Source organism: Yersinia bercovieri ATCC 43970 (assembly GCF_013282745.1).
GTDB lineage: Bacteria > Pseudomonadota > Gammaproteobacteria > Enterobacterales > Enterobacteriaceae > Yersinia > Yersinia bercovieri.
Genome location: NZ_CP054044.1, coordinates 3,895,010 through 3,912,036, shown reverse-complemented (window position 1 = coordinate 3,912,036; position 17,027 = coordinate 3,895,010). Strand labels below are relative to the sequence as shown.

Genomic DNA, 17,027 nt, shown 5'->3' with positions numbered 1-17,027 from the left:
AAAAGATGCCAGCAGAATCAATTAAATCGTCCGAAACTCATTCACCAGTGTTGCCGCCAACCTCAGTGATGCGGGTCGCCAGACCCACTGATAATCTTGATGCCATCAGTGAGATGTACTGCCGTGGTTTGGGATTCACCGAGCTGGGTCGTTTTGCTGACCATCAGGGATTTGATGGTGTGATCCTCGGTCATCCACACCACGCTTATCATTTAGAATTTACTCACCACCGTGGTGTTCAGGTGGGGCGAGCGCCAACACAAGATAATTTGTTGGTTTTTTATCTGCCGGACGAAGTGCTGTGGGGCCATCAGTGCCAGCAAATGCTCAGCGCCGGGTTTCGCGCGGTGGCGTCTTATAACCCTTATTGGGATGTTAGCGGCAAAACCTTCGAAGATAGCGATGGTTATCGGGTGGTATTGCAGCAACGGGCATGGGGGCAGTAAACCCGCCAATCAGGCGGGTTATTATCAATACAGAACACCATCACTATCAGGCGGCTTGCTGCCCTTGGGTGTTATTCATCATCCGACGAATCGGCACGATAAGCAGAATCAACACCGCGGCACAGATAACCAGGGCAATTGAGCAGCGGGCAAACAGAGTCGGCAGCATATCAAGCTGGTCAGCTTTAACATGACCGCCAATCAGACCCGCCGCCAGGTTACCCAGCGAGCTGGCGCAGAACCACAACCCCATCACCTGACCGCGCATTCTGTCTGGTGCCAGTAAGGTCATGGTCGCCAGGCCAATCGGGCTGAGGCACAACTCGCCAAGGGTCAGCAGCAGGATACTCATCACTAGCCACAGCGGGGAAACCCCCTCGCCACCACTGTTAAGCACATGCTGCGCCGCGTACATCATCACCGCAAAACCGGCGGCGGCACATAAAATCCCAATAACGAATTTAGTGATGCTGCTTGGCTGGATCTTTCTCTTCGCCAGTGCCGGCCAGGCCCAACTGAATATCGGGGCTAAAATGATAATAAACAAGGCATTAATGGACTGAAACCAGACGGTTGGGATCTCAAAACCCATCAAATTACGATTGGTATAGTCATTGGCGAACAGGTTAAATGAGGTCGGTTTCTGTTCAAATGCTGACCAGAAGAAGGCGGCTGAAACCAGCAGAATAAAGCACACCAGCAGGCGGGCGCGATCTTTGCGGCTCAACTTGGCGAAGGCGAACAGATAGACGAAATAGAGTGTCACCGAGGCGGCAATAATATAGGCCAGCAAGCTGGCAACCAGCACCGGATTAATGGGGATAATCCCCTGTGAAATCAGGGTAATGATGGCCATAACTAACAGCAGAATAGCCGTAACCCACTTGCCCACCCCCTGGCGCTTATTGGTGGGTCTATTCCAGCTTGAATCTAAGCCGACTTCGGCATCATAGCGTTTCATTGAGGGGATGGCGAAGTAACGGAAGATCAGTAATGCTACCAGCATCCCAATCCCGCCAATACCAAAGCCCCAATGCCAGCCGTGGGTCTTCAGCAGCCAGCCAGAGAGCAGCGGCGCAATAAATGACCCCATATTGATGCCCATATAGAACAGTGAGAAACCGCCGTCGCGGCGAGCATCACCGGGCTTATACAGTGTCCCTACCATCACCGAGATACAGGTCTTGAACAGGCCGGTGCCGAGCACGATAAACACTAAACCGATAAAGAACAGGTCATTGCCGAAGAAGGCGGATAGCGCGATCGACAGGTGGCCCAGTGCAATCAGAATCGAGCCATACCAGACTGCGCGTTGCTGACCAAGCCAGTTATCCGCCAGCCAGCCGCCGGGCAGAGCTGCCAGATACATACTACCGGCAAAGATCCCAACGATAGCCGAGGCTTGCTCGCGCGGCAGCCCCATACCGCCGTCAAAAACCGTGGCGGCCATAAACAGAATTAACAGTGGGCGGATGCCGTAGAACGAAAAGCGCTCCCACATTTCGGAAAGAAACAGTCCGCTCAGCGGATAAGGGTGGCCAAAGAACGTGCGGCCACCTTCAGATTTAACAGAGGTTTGCATAAGGTCTTCCCATAAGAATTTAACGCAGTGATCACGTTATATTTTTGTTTTCACGCTGGGTTATATCGTATTTTTAGATGAAAAGTCGACACTCATAACAATTATCAACCAGTTAAAGCAGAATGTGACTATTTTTTCAGCTTTTTCTTGTGGGATCACAGTGATGGCGTTTGAAGCTGAAAAAAGTGGGAAAAAGAGGGTGTTAGCTTGATAAGTATGTGCTTTTGGGGCATTGACATCAATAAGATGAATGTTAGTTTTTATTAAAATGGAAAGCCAGTTTGAATCGTCGGAATATGCTTATTCATTTTGGTGATAAGTCTGAATTGACGCCTAACCCACTGTTATAAGCAGGGTCAATAACATAAAAAAAGCCACCCCCGAGATGCGCGGAGTGGCTCAATATCACCGCTGAAAGTTTAGCGGTAAGCTTCGTTTTTGGTCACCGAGTAACGACCGCTGCCCAGCAACATAATGGCAACGCCACCTAAGAAGTACATCGCTTCGTTTTCCAGACCCCATGCACCGACCTGAGTCAGGGTAAAGAATTTACCTGTGCCGACCATCAATACCGCCACCAGCAGGTTAACCGCATAAACAAAAGCCGCAGGGCGGGTGAATAGGCCAAGAATGATCAGCAGTGGGGTAATGATTTCGCCAATGTAAACGCCATAAGCCACAAAACCGGGAATGCCTTGCGCCTGTAAAGAGTCAGCGATCCAACTGGTACCGTGCTGAATTTTTGCCACGCCGTGGAACAACATTAGAATACCGAACGTCAGGCGCAATAAGAGCTTACCGCCATCTTGATGATCAGTTAAGCGGGTGAACCAGAGATTGAGAGTTGCCAACATGAGTGTATCCTTATTAAGAAATAACCCTATAATAACTGCGATTAATTACTTTTAATTATCTGTCAGATAGATACTACATTTCTAGTGGATAAAACTGACAGATTATATCAAAAAAACTGATATAAAATAATTCTCATTATCATTTATGTTATTACTTTTCAGAATAAGTCGTGTTACTCATATAGCGAAGGTGCCCCCTCCGGGCGGGTCTTAAACCGCCGGTGCAACCACATATATTGGTCAGTGGCTTGAGTAATCTCTTTTTCGATCACTTTATTCATAAAGGCCGCAGCCTCCACTTCACTATCCAGCGGGAAGTTTTCAACGGCAGGCTGCAAAATCAGTTGATAGCCCTTGCCACCCGGCAAGCGCCGTGGCGTGAATGGGATCACCGCCGGTTTGCCCATGCGCACCAACAGATAAGTCCCGGTGGTGGTGGCGGCTTGTTCGACGGCGAATAGCGGCACAAAGACACTGCTGCGCGGGCCATAATCGTGATCCGGCGCGTACCAGATAATTTCGCCCTGTTTTAGGCAGCGGATCATCCCCTTCAGGTCTTTGCGGTCTAGCATGGCCTTATTTGAGCGCATCCGGCCCCAGGTCTGCATCCAATCCATAGCTTTATTATCATGGGGGCGATAGACGCCAATCCCCGGATTGTAGATGCCAAAAATACGCGCGCCCAGCTCCAGAGTCAGAAAATGCAGGCCAATCAGCAACACCCCTTTGCCTTCATCGCGGGCTTGCTGGATATGCTCTAGCCCACTGACACTACACCAGCGCTCAATGCGCCAGTTGGGCCAAAACCACGCCATACCGGTCTCAAATAGCCCCATCCCCACCGATTCAAAATTCTTAACCAGTAGCTGATCGCGCTCCACTTGCGGCATCGACGGGAAGCACAACTCCAGATTGCGCTGTGTAATCTGCTTGCGCCGTTTGAGAAAGCGCATAGAGAAGCGGCCAAGGGAAGTGCCCATGGCATAGATAACCGGGTAGGGGAGCAGCACCAGCAGGTAGAGAGTAGCCAGGCCGAGCCAGGTCAGCCAATAGCGGGGGTGCAGCAGTGAACGATCAAAAGAGGGAACTTGCATATCTATTCTCAGCGTCATTGTAATTCATCGGGACAGTTAACAATTAGTCTTGATGGCGGAGATGTGGTGCATTAGTGAATCTCGATGGGCACTCCATGCCAACCTGTTTAGCTGTCTCATCAGTGGTTTAAGATAGACCATTGTGGCATTTTTAGTGGGCTACGGGAAAAAAGACCGCACCAAAAAGCCATTTTTATGCCGCCTTGTTGAAGATCCCGACAGCTAAATCATCAAATTGAACGTAAAATAAGCAAAATTTCATCCGGCTATTTTATCGGACTCAGCAGGCTGACTAGCTCCGCGAGGCTGTTAACCGCCATCTTCTCCATGACTTTAGCCCGATGCACTTCTACCGTTCTGACCGACACACAAGCTCTGTCGGCGATATCGCGGTTAATCAAACCCTGCATCACCCATTGTGCAATCATCTGCTCCCGTGATGTGAGAGTAGCATAGCGCAGCGCGACCTGTCGGCGGGCAACCCACTGCTCAGATTGCAGCAAACCCTGCTGCAAGGCGGCAATCAATGGTGCAGTCGCCACCGGTTTTTGTAAAAAGTCCACCGCCCCCAGCTTCATCTGCTCAACCGCTTGCGGCACCTCGCCATGGGCGGTGAGGAAGATAGTGGCGAGTGTGCTCTCTATCTGACGCATCCGGGCATAGACCTCAGTGCCATCGAGCAATGGCATACGGATATCCAGCAGCACCACCCCGGCGTGATACAAATCAGCCTGCGCCAGAAAACGCGCACCGTCGTGCCACACCTTCACTCTATAGCCCAGGCTGTCGAGCAGAAAACGGCAGGCGTCGGTGACGGCAATATCGTCATCAACCAGATGAATCAGTGACAAAAGTCAGCTCCTTGTGTGGGTTAAGTGGCAGTGTTAGGGTCACTTGCAACCCCATTTTACCTTTGGTAGTCCGCTGGTTAAGTAGCGTCAGATGGCCGCCCTGACTGCTGATCAATCGCTGGCAAATCACCAACCCCAGCCCCAGTCCATCACTTTTAGTGGAGCGAAAGGGGATAAAGGGCAGGCGAAGTTGTTCAGCGGTCAAGCCGCCAGCATCATCTTGCAATATCAGGGTGACCACGCCAGCTTGCTGATAGGCATGACAGGTTAACTGACGCGCACCAGCCTGCAAGCTATTGGTGATCAGGTTACATAAAACTTGATCGAGTAAGGTGGGCGGCAAATGCAGTGTCAATGTGGTGTCGATATCCAGCTGTAACTGACAGGGCGGCTGATGCTGCTCGGCCCCCAATAACTGCCAGATATGGTTGAGCAACGTATGCAGTGGCTGGCTGATTATTGAATGCTTCGCCGCTGAATTAGGCGCGGGCTGTTTCCCGACCCACAGCCGCAGGTTGGCAATGATATCGGCCCCGCGCTGGGCCTGATGAGCTATCTGCCCGAGGATCGGCAGCAACGGGTGATCCCCTTGTTCCCGCTGTAAGCGGATGGAGCAGCCCTCGGCATAGTGCTGAATGGCACTGAGCGGCTGGTTCAACTCATGGGCAAACCCAGAGGTCATCTCCCCCAGAATACTCAGGCGCTGCGCCTGCTCCAATGCGCTCTCTCGGCTTCTCAGCTGTTGATGTAGCTGCTCCAACTGGCGACTGCGGCGGCGCACCAAAAAAGCCACCCAGATATGATTGGCACCGAGTAACAGCAAAATCAGCCCAATAGTGGCGATCAATAGCCGATGCTGCTGCGCCCAATCGACCATCTGCTGCCAAATCTGCGGTTGTCGCGGGTGTTGATTCACCGAGCGCAGTAAGCTTTCCACCTGACTGGTGGAGGAGGCCGCGCCCCACTGTGGATTTTTGCTGCTATCGGGGCTGAGTAAAGTTCGCGTGACACTGTCCACCAGCTTATCAGGCACGTGGGATAACGCGGCAAATGACCAGTTAGGGTACAACTCGGTGCTGGTCAGGCAGGGGATCGGGGTCTGTTTTGCCAATAGTGGCCGGAAATCCGCCGCCTGTACCAATCCCTCGGCTTGCATATCCTCCAGCAAGCAGGTGGGGACAATGGCGGCGGAGATGGCGCGATCGCGCAGCAGATAGATCAAGGCATCCACCGGAAAGCCCGAAAAATGTAACTGAAAATCCTGCTCGGGCTGAAGCCCGGCATCGCGCAACGCTTTGTAGCCCAAGAGATAACCGCCAAACGCAGCGGGTGAGACTGCGCCGACCCTCAGGCCCCGCAGACTCTGCGGGCTATGGATATCACTGTCAGCGCGCACCAGAATCACACTACCAATCACATTGCGGCTGGTGCTGTCCGGCTGGTGGCTGGAGCGCAGTGACACCAACCACCGCAAGGGGTAGTGACTATCAATCTGCACATATTGCGCCGGATTGGTGAGCAGAAAATCGATTCGGTTTTGCGCCACGGCGGTCTTCATCGTATTCAAATCCAGCGGCAACAACTGAAAATGGTGATCCGGCAACTGCTGATTTAGCCTCTCGGCCAGCGGTTGCCAATGGGCCTGCGCCTGCGCATCGCCACGCAGTGCCAAAACCCCGATGGTCCATTCATCGGCATCAGCGGCTGAAATGCTGCAAAAGAGCATTATCGCCAGCACTCTGAAATACATGCATTGTCCTTTTTATGATCCCGATCGCGGTGGGTAATTGTCCTGGATCAAGTCCCTAAAGGGAATGTGGAAAACCACAATAGGGCTTCTGCTGGCAGATTTCTACACTGCTTGTCACCAAGAAGATTCTTATCAAAAAAGATGAGCAGAAAAATGGATCACGGGAAGAGAGCATTTTTACAGCGGTTGGGGGTGCTAACCGCCGGAGCCGCACTGGTGCCGTTGGCGCAGGCGGGCTGGCAGATGGAGCCGGCGCGCAAACAGGGTGATATCAAACGGCGCTATGCCATGTTGATTGATTTGCGCCGCTGCATCGGCTGCCAAGCTTGCACTGTTAGCTGTGCTATCGAAAACCAACTGCCGCAGGGGCAGTTTCGCACCACGGTCAATCAGTATCAGATAGCACTGTCGGGGGCGGAGAGTGTCACCAACGTCTTGTTGCCACGGCTGTGTAACCACTGCGATAACCCACCCTGTGTGCCGGTTTGCCCGGTGCAGGCCACCTATCAGCGGCAAGATGGCATTGTGGTTATCGACAATACCCGCTGCGTCGGTTGCGCCTATTGTGTGCAGGCTTGCCCCTACGAGGCCCGATTTATCAATCACAGCACCCAAACCGCCGATAAGTGTACTTTTTGTGTGCATCGACTGGACGCCGGGCTACTGCCTGCTTGTGTTGAGTCTTGTGTCGGCGGGGCGCGCATCATTGGCGATCTGCGCGATGGCGATAGCAAATTACGCCAAATGTTGCTGGAACATGCGACGGATATCAAAGTGTTGAAGCCAGAACAGGGCACTCATCCGCAGGTGTTTTACCTTGGCTTAAATGAGCTATTTACCCGCCCATTACAGGGCCAGCCCGCATTGTGGCAGGAGATACATCCATGATCCGCGAAATTTTAGCCCGCCCGCAGGATATCGCCTGGCTACCTTGGGCGGTGCAGTACTTCTTCTTTATCGGGCTGGCCTGTAGCGCGGTGCTGTTTGCCGGTTGGCAGCGGGTCGTCTCGCGCCAGCACTCTAATCCGCTGGAGTTCGCCGCACTGATATTAGCGGTGACGGCGGTGGTGGTCGCGCCGCTGGCGTTAAATGCCGATCTTCATCAGCCGGCCCGTGTCTGGCACTTTTATGCGCACTTTACGCCGTGGTCATGGATGTCATGGGGCTCACTGTTCTTACCGCTATTTAGCCTGCTGGTAGTGGCCTATTTTATGGTGCTGACCTATAGCCGGTTGTGGGGGCGAGCGCTACCACGGCTACTGGCGGGGTTGGCACTGCTCTGTGCACTTTCTGCCGTCAGCATTTTGCTGTACACCGGCCGCGAGGTGTCGATATTACGCGCTCAGCCAGTGTGGTTTAGTCTGTGGCTGCCGCTGTTTATCTTCCTTAGCGCCTGGCAGGCTGTTCCGTCATGGCTGGCCGCATGGCTATGGCGCAATCGGCAATATCAGCACAAATTAGCGCGCTGGCAGTTGATCAATTTAGTGGCACTGGCGGCGGTAACCTTGCTGTGGGCCAGTGGCGATAGCCTGTCTGGACAGGCGCTGCGCGCGTGGGTCACCCACACCCCAATGTTGGCGGCACTCCCCATGGTGCTGTGGTTGCTACTACTTGGGCTGGCAGGGGCCAATTTACAAAAAAAATTATCAATCCCGCTGCTGGTGGCACAGGGGGGAATAGCCCTCAGCCTCTGCTGGTCGGTGCGCTGGTTGCTGCTGATGCAAACGCAAACCTTGCCTAAATACAATATCTTAGTCAATCCCTACTCCTTGCCGCTCGGCAGTGAGGGATTGCTGGCGATTATCGGCACATTCGGATTATGGATAGCCGTGATTATTGCGGTGCGCGAAGGTGTCAGTTGGCTGGAACAAAAAGTGTCGGGCGGAAAAACATTTGAAGGGGAAATGCATCATGGCTAAGTTTACACGGCGTCAATGGTTAAAAGGCAGCTTAGCTTTGGGTGGCGTGGCCGCGTTTGCTGCCAGTTACCATGAGGTGGCGCGCAAAACCGTGGCCGGACTGCTGGATGGCAGTGCCGGCAAGCTCACACTCGACCCTATCAGCGCCAATGCTCTACCCCCCGAAGGGCGTGTCGGGGCGCAGTGGCAGGCCAACCCACAACAGGCGGTATCAATGACGCAATGCTTTGGCTGCTGGACACTGTGTGGCCTGCGGGTGCGAGTTGATACCCAGCAAAATAAAATTTTGCGGATCGCCGGTAATCCTTACCATCCCTTATCCCATGACCACCACTTCCCCTATCAACTACCCCTGAGCGAAGCACTGCAACGCCTCGGCGGTGAACAGGGTATGGAGGGGCGCTCGACCGCCTGTGCTCGTGGTGCCACGCTACTGGAGGGGGTCGATAGCCCTTACCGCATCACTGAGCCGATGAAGCGAGTCGGCCCACGGGGCGGTGGTAAATGGCAGCGCATCAGCTTTGAGCAACTGGTGGCAGAAGTGACCGAGGGCGGTGATCTCTTCGGTGAGGGGCCGGTTGAGGGGCTGCGGGCGATCCGTGATCTGGTCACTCCCATTGATGCCAAACAACCCTCCCTTGGCCCGAAAGCTAACCAACTGCTGGTGACCAATGCCGGTGATGATGGCCGCGATGCCTTTATCCAGCGCTTTGCCAACCAGGCCTTCGGGACTAAAAATCTCGGTAGCCATGGTGCGTACTGCGGGCTGGCTTACCGTGCCGGCTCCGGTGCGCTGATGGGGGATTTAGACAAAAATGCCCACGTGAAGCCCGATTGGGATCACCTCCGTTTTGCTCTGTTCCTCGGCACCTCGCCGGCGCAATCGGGTAATCCATTCAAGCGCCAGGGGCGTCAGCTCGCCAATGCGCGCCAGCGTGATGATTTCAACTATGTGGTGGTCGCCCCCGCCTTGCCGCTCACCACCACCCTGGCCAATCAGCATAACCGCTGGGTGCCGGTGTTGCCGGGGAGTGATGCGGCGCTGGCGATGGGGATGATCCGCTGGATTATCGAACAAAATCGCTTCAATCATGGTTACCTGTCACTGCCCGGTGAAAGCGCCATGCAGGCTGCCGCAGAGCGCAGTTGGACTAATGCCAGCCATCTGGTGATTATGACGCCAACTCATCCGCTATGCGGTCAATTCCTGCGTGCGAGTCATTTAAGTGGTGAATCGGTAGCGGAGGGGGAAGAGAGCCAGGTGTTGGTACAAGTGGCACCAGACGCGGCACTGCAACCCGCCACGTCCACCCTACAGGCAGAGTTGTTCGTCACCCGAGAAGTGACCTTGCATGATGGGCTGCGTGTGCAGGTGCAATCGGGCATGAGCTGCCTGCAACAGGCGGCGGCGCGCTTCTCCCTGTCAGAATATAGCCAACAATGCGGTGTGCCAGAGGCCACGATGATTGGTCTGGCGCGTGAATTTACCGCGTATCAGCGGCAGGCGGCGGTGATCTCCCATGGCGGGATGATGGGCGGCAATGGCTTCTATACCACCTGGGCGGTGATGATGCTCAATGCCCTGATTGGCAACCTGAATCTCAAAGGCGGGGTGTCGGTCGGCGGCGGTAAATTTGATGGCTTTGCCGATGGGCCGCGCTATCAACTGGCGACCTTTGATGGCATGGTCAAACCCAAAGGTTTGCCGCTCTCGCGCAGCAAACAGCCCTATGAGCAGTCAGCCGAGTATCAGCAAAAAATTCAGCAGGGCCACTCCGGTTATCCGGCTCGCGGCCCGTGGTATCCCTTTGTTGGCGGGCAGTTGACCGAGCAGTTGGCTCCGGCGCTGGCCGGATACCCATACCCGTTAAAAGCTTGGATCAGCCACATGACCAATCCCCTGTATGGGGTGGCGGGTCTACGCAATCTGATTGAGGAGAAGCTGCGAGACCCGCACCACCTGCCGCTGTTTATCGCCATCGATGCCTTTATGAATGAAACCACCGCACTGGCGGATTATATCGTACCGGATACCCACAATTTTGAGAGTTGGGGCTTCAGTGCGCCGTGGGCGGGGGTGTTGGTCAAGGCCAGCACCGCCCGTTGGCCGGTAGTTGAATCGCGCACTGCCCGCACCGCACAGGGCGAACCGGTGGCGATGGAGAGTTTCCTGATTGCGGTGGCGAAAACATTGCAACTGCCGGGTTTTGGGGCCAATGCGATGCAGGACAGTGCGGGCAAGCATTGGCCGCTAGAAAGGGCAGAGGATTACTACTTACGGGCGGCGGCTAATATTGCCTATGGTGGCGAAAAACCCCTGCCAGCGGCGGCGGATGATGAGCTAAAATTAACCGGCGTGGATCGCTTGTGGCCGGCATTACAGCGCAGCTTGCAGGTGGATGAGCAGCGCCGTGTCGCCTATCTGTTGGCGCGCGGTGGCCGTTTTGCCCCCTATGAGAAAAGTTGGAGCGGTGATGCCACCGGGCCGCAGTGGAAAAAGCCACTGCAAATCTGGAATGAGAATGTGGCGAAACATCACCATGCCATTACCGGCGAGCGCTACAGTGGTTGTCCGACCTGGTATCCACCACGTTTAGCTGATGGTTCGGATCTGTTCCAACACTATCCGGCGGCGGAGTGGCCGCTGCGCTTGATGTCATTTAAGTCACATCTGATGAGTAGCTCGACGGCGATGATTGAGCGGCTGCGGGCGGTCAAACCCACAAATCTGGTTGCCATTAATCCAGGAGATGCCAGCCGCTATGGCATACAGCAGGGTGATATCGTGCAACTGATGACACCAGGAGGGCAGATGGAGGTGCAAGTCAGCCTACTGGATGGCGTTATGCCTGGTGTGGTGGCTATTGAGCATGGTTATGGGCATCGCGAAATGGGGGCCAGAACCCACTTCCTTGATGGCGAAATGATGGCGTCAGACCCGCGCATTGGTCAGGGAAGCAATCTAAATGAGTTAGGTTTTACCGATCCGACGCGGGAGATCCCCAACACCTGGTTGGACTGGGTGAGTGGTGCTGCTGTCCGGCAGGGCTTACCGGCGAAACTGGCGTTGATCAGCTAAAAAACGTCATTTTTAACCTACCGATTAACGGCTGACTATTTTTTGCATAAATCCCTCACCACTGGAGAGGGATTTATCATTTCTGGGTTATGATAATTTTGATGTATAAATCAGCATAATCAGTATTTAGCGGAGAAGCGGCAATGTCAGCAGCAAAATTCAGTGCGGGTCTATTGGCTGTTGGCGGCCTTTTGGGCTATGTCGGCGCCTATTGGCAGACAAAATCGTTGCTGATCGCGGCGGGCATCTCCCTGCTGGCCGGTATCATGGTCTCTGGTTTTACTGATCGCGCGAGTTTTACGGGTGAGGATCATCGCGGCAAATAGCGGGTGCCGCCGCTGATTTCAACGCCGCCCGCTGACCAATAAATGGGGCGACGCTATGTACCATCATGCCAACCATCACCAACCCGATACCCACATACCATTGGCGTCAAGTGCACCACCACCAGTCGCGCTAATGATGTGCCACCCCGCTGTTTCAGGTATTATATGCGCCGCACGGGGCAACCGGTGCCGGAAATATCAGTTCTATTGCGCGATGAATTACCTTGGTTAGTTGTCTAATGACTTACGTAACCCATTGAGCAGTAATTAAATATCTATCAGTAACCTCTTTGAAAGACAGGAACGTACACCATGCCAGTGTTACATAACCGAATTTCTAATGAGGAACTTAAAGCGCGCATGTTGGCTGAAACCGAACCGCGCACCACAGTTTCTTTTTATAAATATTTCACCTTAGAAGATGCCAAAGCCTTCCGCGATAGCCTCTATAGCCAATTTGTTAAACTCGGGGTATTTGGCCGGGTTTATGTGGCGAAAGAGGGGATTAATGCCCAAATTAGTGTGCCTGCTAACCGCTATGACGACTTTAAAGTCGCGCTGTTCGCCGCACACCCCGCACTGGATCAAGTGCGGCTGAATGTGGCCCATGAAGATGACGGTAAGTCATTTTGGGTGTTGCGCCTGAAAGTTCGTGAGCGCATTGTGGCCGATGGTATTGATGATGATAGCTTTGATCCCAGCAATGTGGGGCACTATCTGCAAGCGGATCAGGTCAATCAAATGATTGATGACCCGGATACTTTGTTTGTCGATATGCGTAACCACTATGAATACGAAGTGGGCCATTTCGAAAACGCGATAGAAGTGCCCTCCGATACCTTCCGTGAGCAACTGCCAATGGCGGTTGATATGCTGCAACATAACAAAGAGAAGAATATTGTTATGTATTGCACTGGTGGGATTCGCTGTGAGAAAGCCAGCGCCTATATGTTGCACAACGGTTTTAAAAACGTTTATCACGTTGAAGGCGGGATCATCGAATATGCCCGCAAAGCGAAAGAGCAAGGTTTACCGCTGAAATTTATCGGCAAAAACTTTGTTTTTGATGAGCGAATGGGGGAGCGGATCTCTGACGATGTGATCGCGCATTGCCATCAGTGCGGTGCCGCTTGCGATGCGCATACCAATTGCAAAAATGATGGTTGCCACTTGCTGTTTATTCAGTGTCCGGTTTGTGCGACTAAATTTGAAGGCTGCTGTAGCCCGATTTGCCAGGAAGAGCTGAAATTGCCGCAGGAAGAGCAGCGTTCCCGCAGGGCTGGGCGCGAAAACGGTGTCAAGATTTTTAATAAATCGAAAGGGCTGTTGCAAACAACCATGCATATTCCAATGCCAGAAAAGGGTACGGATAATAAAGAGTGATACTCAATTAATCCGAGTATTAACCTGCTGGTTATACTATTAAATAGAGACGTTGTCGGTTATTTTATTCGACAGCGTCTTTTTTTTGCCATTTTGAGCGGTGGCGGTTCTAATACAAGGATTGATAATGACAACACCTGTGGTAAGTCATCAAGGGTTACGGCTAGTTGCAATGCTGGCAATGCTGGTGGTAATTATGGCCGGAATAAAGGCTGCATCACCCATCGTTGTGCCATTCTTACTGGCTATTTTTCTCGCTATTGTACTGAATCCGCTGGTTAAATTACTCGAGAAAATAAGAATTCCCCGCACACTGGCTATTGTCCTATTAGTCACCCTCATTATTTTACTGATGGCACTACTCTTTAGCCGCCTGGGTTCCTCATTAAATGAGTTCGCCCGATCATTACCGCAATATCGCGGTATGATGCTGGAAAAAATGCGCGAGCTACAAGAGTTCGCCATGCGCTTTAATATCGAATTCTCGGTGGATGACATCATGAAACATGTCGATCCTAGCACTGCGGTGAACTTTGTTACTCGGCTGCTTAGCCATCTTTCTGGTGCCATGGCCAGCACGTTCTTGTTGCTGATGACCGTGGTGTTTATGTTATTTGAAGTGGAACGTCTGCCTTATAAAATGCAGCTGATGTTTGATAATCCAGAGCAGGGGAATGCTATCCTCAAACGTGCGCTAAATGGTGTAACCCACTATCTGGTCATCAAAACAGTTATTAGTATCGCGACGGGGATTGTTATTTGGCTATTCCTGGCGGCGATGGGCGTCAGATTTGCTTTCCTATGGGGCCTGCTAGCTTTTGTCCTGAATTACATACCTAATATCGGTTCAGTATTGGCTGCTATTCCGCCGATTATTCAGGCGCTGCTGTTTAACGGCTTTGCCGATGCTTTTGCGGTAACCGGCGGCTATATTCTAATCAATCTGATTGGCGGTAATATTATTGATCCACGTATGATGGGCCGTGGCTTGGGGTTATCAACGTTGGTGGTATTCTTATCATTGATTTTCTGGGGTTGGCTATTAGGGCCAATTGGTATGCTGCTCTCTGTCCCTTTAACCATCATTGCCAAAATTGCACTTGAACTCACCCCTGCGGGCTATAAATTTGCAGTTTTACTGAGTGATGGTAAACCGAGCAAAGCGGAGTAACACCAGATTAGTGGTTATCGGCTTGGGGCCTCGGGTGGATTGATACCCGTAGGCCCACTAGATACAGTAGCGTAGACGTATTAATTAAACTAATAGAAAAAGAAATAAATATCTAACGCCAACAAAATCAACCATAGGCAGATATAGAGCAATAGGTGCTCTCGGACATTATTGATAACCATCGAGAGCAATTTATTTAACATGCTGACTGCCTGCGGTTAAAATCGTTGCTCATTATAGGGATTTTTAATTTAGCAAACAATAAGCTAGCAGATTAAATTCCGGTATCTGGAATCTGGCAAGAGGATGAGGAGGTTAGATAGCCAGAGTAATAAAATAGTCAGTTGTGGACATCTCTTCTTATTAGAATTATCAGATCAAATGTAACCGTTTCTCTAACTGCAATCTATCGTTAGCTATATTAATCCGGCTACATTTTCTATCAAAATTACTTATATATCGGCTTAATTAATAATAAATTTAGTATAAATATTTAAAAACATTATAGATAAAGCACAGCTCTAGCCGATTTCTGACTTTGATTTTTTCGGTAATATGCCGCTTATGTGAATAAACGGTGCTATCACTGATATTCAATTTTCTGGCAATACGGTAATTGGGCATCTCCATCATCCAGTAGCACATCACTTTATGCTCTTGTGGGCTAAACAGTGATGATGGGCAAGGTGAGTGCGGTTTACGCATCTCATTTGAGATATTAGAAAGCTTTTTCAGCAGCTCCGGCAAATACCTTTTTGCCAAAATTGAGACTGAATCAGTCAAGGGAATTGGCGTTTCACTGAATGGATAGGAGGCATCCAAATAAATATAGATTTTAGCTTGGCCACAACAACTTAAAAATTGTTCGAGTAATGGGCAATAGCCGCCGAAACGGCAATATTTGGTAAGATTAACAATTATTATATCTGGAGCAAAATCATTAACAGTCAATGTCGCCTGCTCAACAGTAGGCGAATCCATTAAATTAAGTGATACAGAGCTATTAAAATAAGTATTTACCCCTGATCGGGTATAAAAACATTCATCAATAATTAATATTTTCATGAGACATACATCCTTGTCTAACTGCAACCATACCTGGCTGCATACAAGGATAAGGTAGTCCTCAGATGCCTTAAACGTCAATTCGGGATTATCGACTTATTTCGACGGAATGCACGAATAAATATTACCATTACCATTAATAGGGTGACTGTTTATACCAAAAAATAGGTATAAATAATATAAATAAAACTCGGGCGAGCTATTTTTTATTAAAATAGTCGCCGGTAAGAATATGTGGGTTAAGAGTCAGTTCTCAGGCTCGGAGTGAGTGAAACGAGACAAAGAAAAAGCAGATATATCAATGGGGGAAGCTCTGTTTTGTGCGAAGAGCGCCGCAACTTCTCCCAATGCTGTCGCAAATTTAAACCCATGGCCACTTAAACCCGTTACCACCATAATATTCTGGTTATCAGGCAGGGTATCAATGATGAAGTCTTCATCGGGGCTCATATCATAGCTACATGCGGCGCCACGCAGGCAGACGCCAACACCGGGTAAGAAATTCCGTAAAAATCCAAAAACTTCCGTGCCATCTTCTGCATAGCTGCCAAAAGGTTTGCGCTGAGCCGCTGACTCAATAGGCTGCCCGCCATTATGCTTGCCGAGTTTAAGCTCCTCATTTTGTGAGGGAAAACCGTAATAATGGATGTTATCCGGTGTTTCTACGGTAAATGCCGGGAAATGATTACCTTCGCTGTAGCGGCCATCGGCATGATGCCAGGAGAAAACTTTGCGTATTGCTGTCACGGGCAATGTAGGTAACAACTCTTTGACCCATGTGCCGGCGGTAACGACGACTTTTTTGGCACTATAAGTACCATCAATGGTGACGACATCTACCCCCTCCTCCAGAGGGACAATCGCCGTGACCGGGCAATTGAATAAGATACCGCAGCCAGCCTCAGTGACCGCCTTAATTAATGTTTTGATAGCTAATTCTGAACGCAAAAAACCAGCCTGCGGTTCAAACACACCAATATAATTGTCCGGTACAGTAAATACTGGCCATTTTTCACGAACCTGCGCTGCTGTTAACGTCTCTACCGGCAAATGATATTGTTGCGCGCTGTGTTGTGCATTTTGCAGGAAAGTTGAGTCATCTGGCCCCAAATTAAGCACGCCACTGGCCTGAAATAACCTCTCACCGGTTTCGGCTGACAGTTGATCCCAAAGCGCTTGAGCACGTAATACTAAGGGCACATATTTCTCGCCTTCACCATATGCATGGCGAATGATTCGGGTGTCGCCGTGGTGGCTGCCAGCCTGATGGGGAGGCATCGCACTATCAATCATTAGCACGTTTAAGCCGGCTTGTGAGGCATAGTAGCCCGCGGCAGAGCCAACAGAACCACTACCAATGACAATCAAATCGTAATCCATATTTTGCACCTTGGAGAATATCGTTACGGGCTTAATTCAACACGTTTTGGATTAGCTGCGCGTATTTATCGTGGTTTTTGCCAAAACGATTTCAATTCAGAAACAATAAAAACTAAAACGATAGTAA

Annotated in this window: 15 protein-coding genes; 7 read left to right on the top strand and 8 right to left on the bottom strand. The window is 51.1% G+C overall.

Going from position 1 to position 17,027, the window contains the following annotated elements; translation table 11 throughout:
- Positions 1 to 5 precede the first annotated feature (5 nt).
- Entirely contained in the window at positions 6 to 446 is a 441-nt protein-coding gene (locus HRK25_RS17735) for a VOC family protein (RefSeq protein WP_049602403.1), read from the top strand.
- Between the two features lie 46 nt (positions 447 to 492).
- Here the strand turns inward: HRK25_RS17735 and HRK25_RS17730 are convergent, their stop codons facing one another.
- The 5 genes from HRK25_RS17730 to ttrS form a co-directional block, all read right to left on the bottom strand.
- Positions 493 to 2,028, bottom strand: coding sequence for a peptide MFS transporter (locus HRK25_RS17730; protein WP_005272981.1), 1,536 nt, complete (start codon positions 2,026 to 2,028; stop codon positions 493 to 495).
- 419 nt (positions 2,029 to 2,447) lie between these two features.
- On the bottom strand, positions 2,448 to 2,882 hold the full coding sequence (locus tag HRK25_RS17725) for a DoxX family protein (RefSeq protein ID WP_005272985.1): 435 nt from the start codon (positions 2,880 to 2,882) through the stop codon (positions 2,448 to 2,450).
- A 173-nt stretch (positions 2,883 to 3,055) separates the two neighbouring features.
- Positions 3,056 to 3,976 carry a Kdo(2)-lipid IV(A) acyltransferase gene (locus tag HRK25_RS17720; protein WP_005272987.1) on the bottom strand — a complete coding sequence of 307 codons (921 nt, stop codon included), beginning with the start codon at positions 3,974 to 3,976 and terminating at the stop codon, positions 3,056 to 3,058.
- A 266-nt stretch (positions 3,977 to 4,242) separates the two neighbouring features.
- Positions 4,243 to 4,827 carry a tetrathionate respiration response regulator TtrR gene (gene ttrR, locus HRK25_RS17715; protein ID WP_032897341.1) on the bottom strand — a complete coding sequence of 195 codons (585 nt, stop codon included), beginning with the start codon at positions 4,825 to 4,827 and terminating at the stop codon, positions 4,243 to 4,245.
- Positions 4,805 to 6,577 (bottom strand): tetrathionate respiration histidine kinase TtrS, encoded by a 1,773-nt coding sequence (gene ttrS / locus HRK25_RS17710; RefSeq protein ID WP_005272994.1) that lies wholly within the window; start codon positions 6,575 to 6,577, stop codon positions 4,805 to 4,807. Before ttrS ends, ttrR begins: the two co-directional genes overlap by 23 nt.
- A 153-nt stretch (positions 6,578 to 6,730) precedes the next feature.
- On the opposite strand from ttrS, the gene ttrB reads away from it, so the two are divergent.
- From ttrB to HRK25_RS17680, 6 genes are all read left to right on the top strand, one after another.
- Positions 6,731 to 7,465, top strand: coding sequence for a tetrathionate reductase subunit TtrB (ttrB, locus tag HRK25_RS17705; RefSeq protein WP_005272997.1), 735 nt, complete (start codon positions 6,731 to 6,733; stop codon positions 7,463 to 7,465).
- A complete protein-coding gene (gene ttrC / locus HRK25_RS17700) occupies positions 7,462 to 8,496 on the top strand; it encodes a tetrathionate reductase subunit TtrC (RefSeq protein ID WP_057646861.1) in 1,035 nt (344 codons plus the stop codon). The genes ttrB and ttrC overlap by 4 nt, the downstream gene beginning before the upstream one ends.
- Positions 8,489 to 11,575: a tetrathionate reductase subunit TtrA gene (gene ttrA, locus HRK25_RS17695; protein ID WP_099460620.1), complete on the top strand. Its 3,087-nt coding sequence runs from the start codon at positions 8,489 to 8,491 to the stop codon at positions 11,573 to 11,575. The genes ttrC and ttrA overlap by 8 nt, the downstream gene beginning before the upstream one ends.
- A 143-nt stretch (positions 11,576 to 11,718) precedes the next feature.
- The gene (locus tag HRK25_RS17690) at positions 11,719 to 11,901 is read left to right on the top strand and encodes a hypothetical protein (protein WP_005273006.1); all 183 of its coding nucleotides are present in this window, start codon (positions 11,719 to 11,721) and stop codon (positions 11,899 to 11,901) included.
- Between the two features lie 312 nt (positions 11,902 to 12,213).
- Positions 12,214 to 13,284, top strand: coding sequence for an oxygen-dependent tRNA uridine(34) hydroxylase TrhO (gene trhO / locus HRK25_RS17685; protein WP_005273008.1), 1,071 nt, complete (start codon positions 12,214 to 12,216; stop codon positions 13,282 to 13,284).
- Positions 13,285 to 13,411: 127 nt separating this feature from the next.
- Entirely contained in the window at positions 13,412 to 14,455 is a 1,044-nt protein-coding gene (locus HRK25_RS17680; protein ID WP_032897349.1) for an AI-2E family transporter, read from the top strand.
- 89 nt (positions 14,456 to 14,544) lie between these two features.
- Here HRK25_RS17680 and HRK25_RS17675 read toward each other — a convergent pair whose 3' ends face one another.
- From HRK25_RS17675 to solA, 3 genes are all read right to left on the bottom strand, one after another.
- The gene (locus HRK25_RS17675) at positions 14,545 to 14,637 is read right to left on the bottom strand and encodes a DUF2770 family protein (protein ID WP_145592140.1); all 93 of its coding nucleotides are present in this window, start codon (positions 14,635 to 14,637) and stop codon (positions 14,545 to 14,547) included.
- Between the two features lie 298 nt (positions 14,638 to 14,935).
- Positions 14,936 to 15,520, bottom strand: coding sequence for a helix-turn-helix transcriptional regulator (locus HRK25_RS17670; protein WP_005273012.1), 585 nt, complete (start codon positions 15,518 to 15,520; stop codon positions 14,936 to 14,938).
- Between the two features lie 246 nt (positions 15,521 to 15,766).
- Entirely contained in the window at positions 15,767 to 16,900 is a 1,134-nt protein-coding gene (gene solA / locus HRK25_RS17665; RefSeq protein WP_032897353.1) for an N-methyl-L-tryptophan oxidase, read from the bottom strand.
- Positions 16,901 to 17,027: the final 127 nt, after the last annotated feature.

Excerpts from the sequence above, each read along its gene's own strand:
- ttrC (WP_057646861.1), top strand. The coding sequence starts at position 7,462 with ATGATCCGCGAAATTTTAGCCCGCCCGCAGGATATCGCCTGGCTACCT.
- ttrB (WP_005272997.1), top strand. The coding sequence starts at position 6,731 with ATGGATCACGGGAAGAGAGCATTTTTACAGCGGTTGGGGGTGCTAACC.
- HRK25_RS17720 (WP_005272987.1), bottom strand. The coding sequence starts at position 3,976 with ATGCAAGTTCCCTCTTTTGATCGTTCACTGCTGCACCCCCGCTATTGG.
- HRK25_RS17675 (WP_145592140.1), bottom strand. The coding sequence starts at position 14,637 with ATGGTTATCAATAATGTCCGAGAGCACCTATTGCTCTATATCTGCCTA.
- HRK25_RS17670 (WP_005273012.1), bottom strand. The coding sequence starts at position 15,520 with ATGAAAATATTAATTATTGATGAATGTTTTTATACCCGATCAGGGGTA.
- HRK25_RS17690 (WP_005273006.1), top strand. The coding sequence starts at position 11,719 with ATGTCAGCAGCAAAATTCAGTGCGGGTCTATTGGCTGTTGGCGGCCTT.
- ttrA (WP_099460620.1), top strand. The coding sequence starts at position 8,489 with ATGGCTAAGTTTACACGGCGTCAATGGTTAAAAGGCAGCTTAGCTTTG.
- HRK25_RS17680 (WP_032897349.1), top strand. The coding sequence starts at position 13,412 with ATGACAACACCTGTGGTAAGTCATCAAGGGTTACGGCTAGTTGCAATG.
- trhO (WP_005273008.1), top strand. The coding sequence starts at position 12,214 with ATGCCAGTGTTACATAACCGAATTTCTAATGAGGAACTTAAAGCGCGC.
- ttrS (WP_005272994.1), bottom strand. The coding sequence starts at position 6,577 with ATGTATTTCAGAGTGCTGGCGATAATGCTCTTTTGCAGCATTTCAGCC.
- HRK25_RS17725 (WP_005272985.1), bottom strand. The coding sequence starts at position 2,882 with ATGTTGGCAACTCTCAATCTCTGGTTCACCCGCTTAACTGATCATCAA.
- HRK25_RS17735 (WP_049602403.1), top strand. The coding sequence starts at position 6 with ATGCCAGCAGAATCAATTAAATCGTCCGAAACTCATTCACCAGTGTTG.
- solA (WP_032897353.1), bottom strand. The coding sequence starts at position 16,900 with ATGGATTACGATTTGATTGTCATTGGTAGTGGTTCTGTTGGCTCTGCC.
- HRK25_RS17730 (WP_005272981.1), bottom strand. The coding sequence starts at position 2,028 with ATGCAAACCTCTGTTAAATCTGAAGGTGGCCGCACGTTCTTTGGCCAC.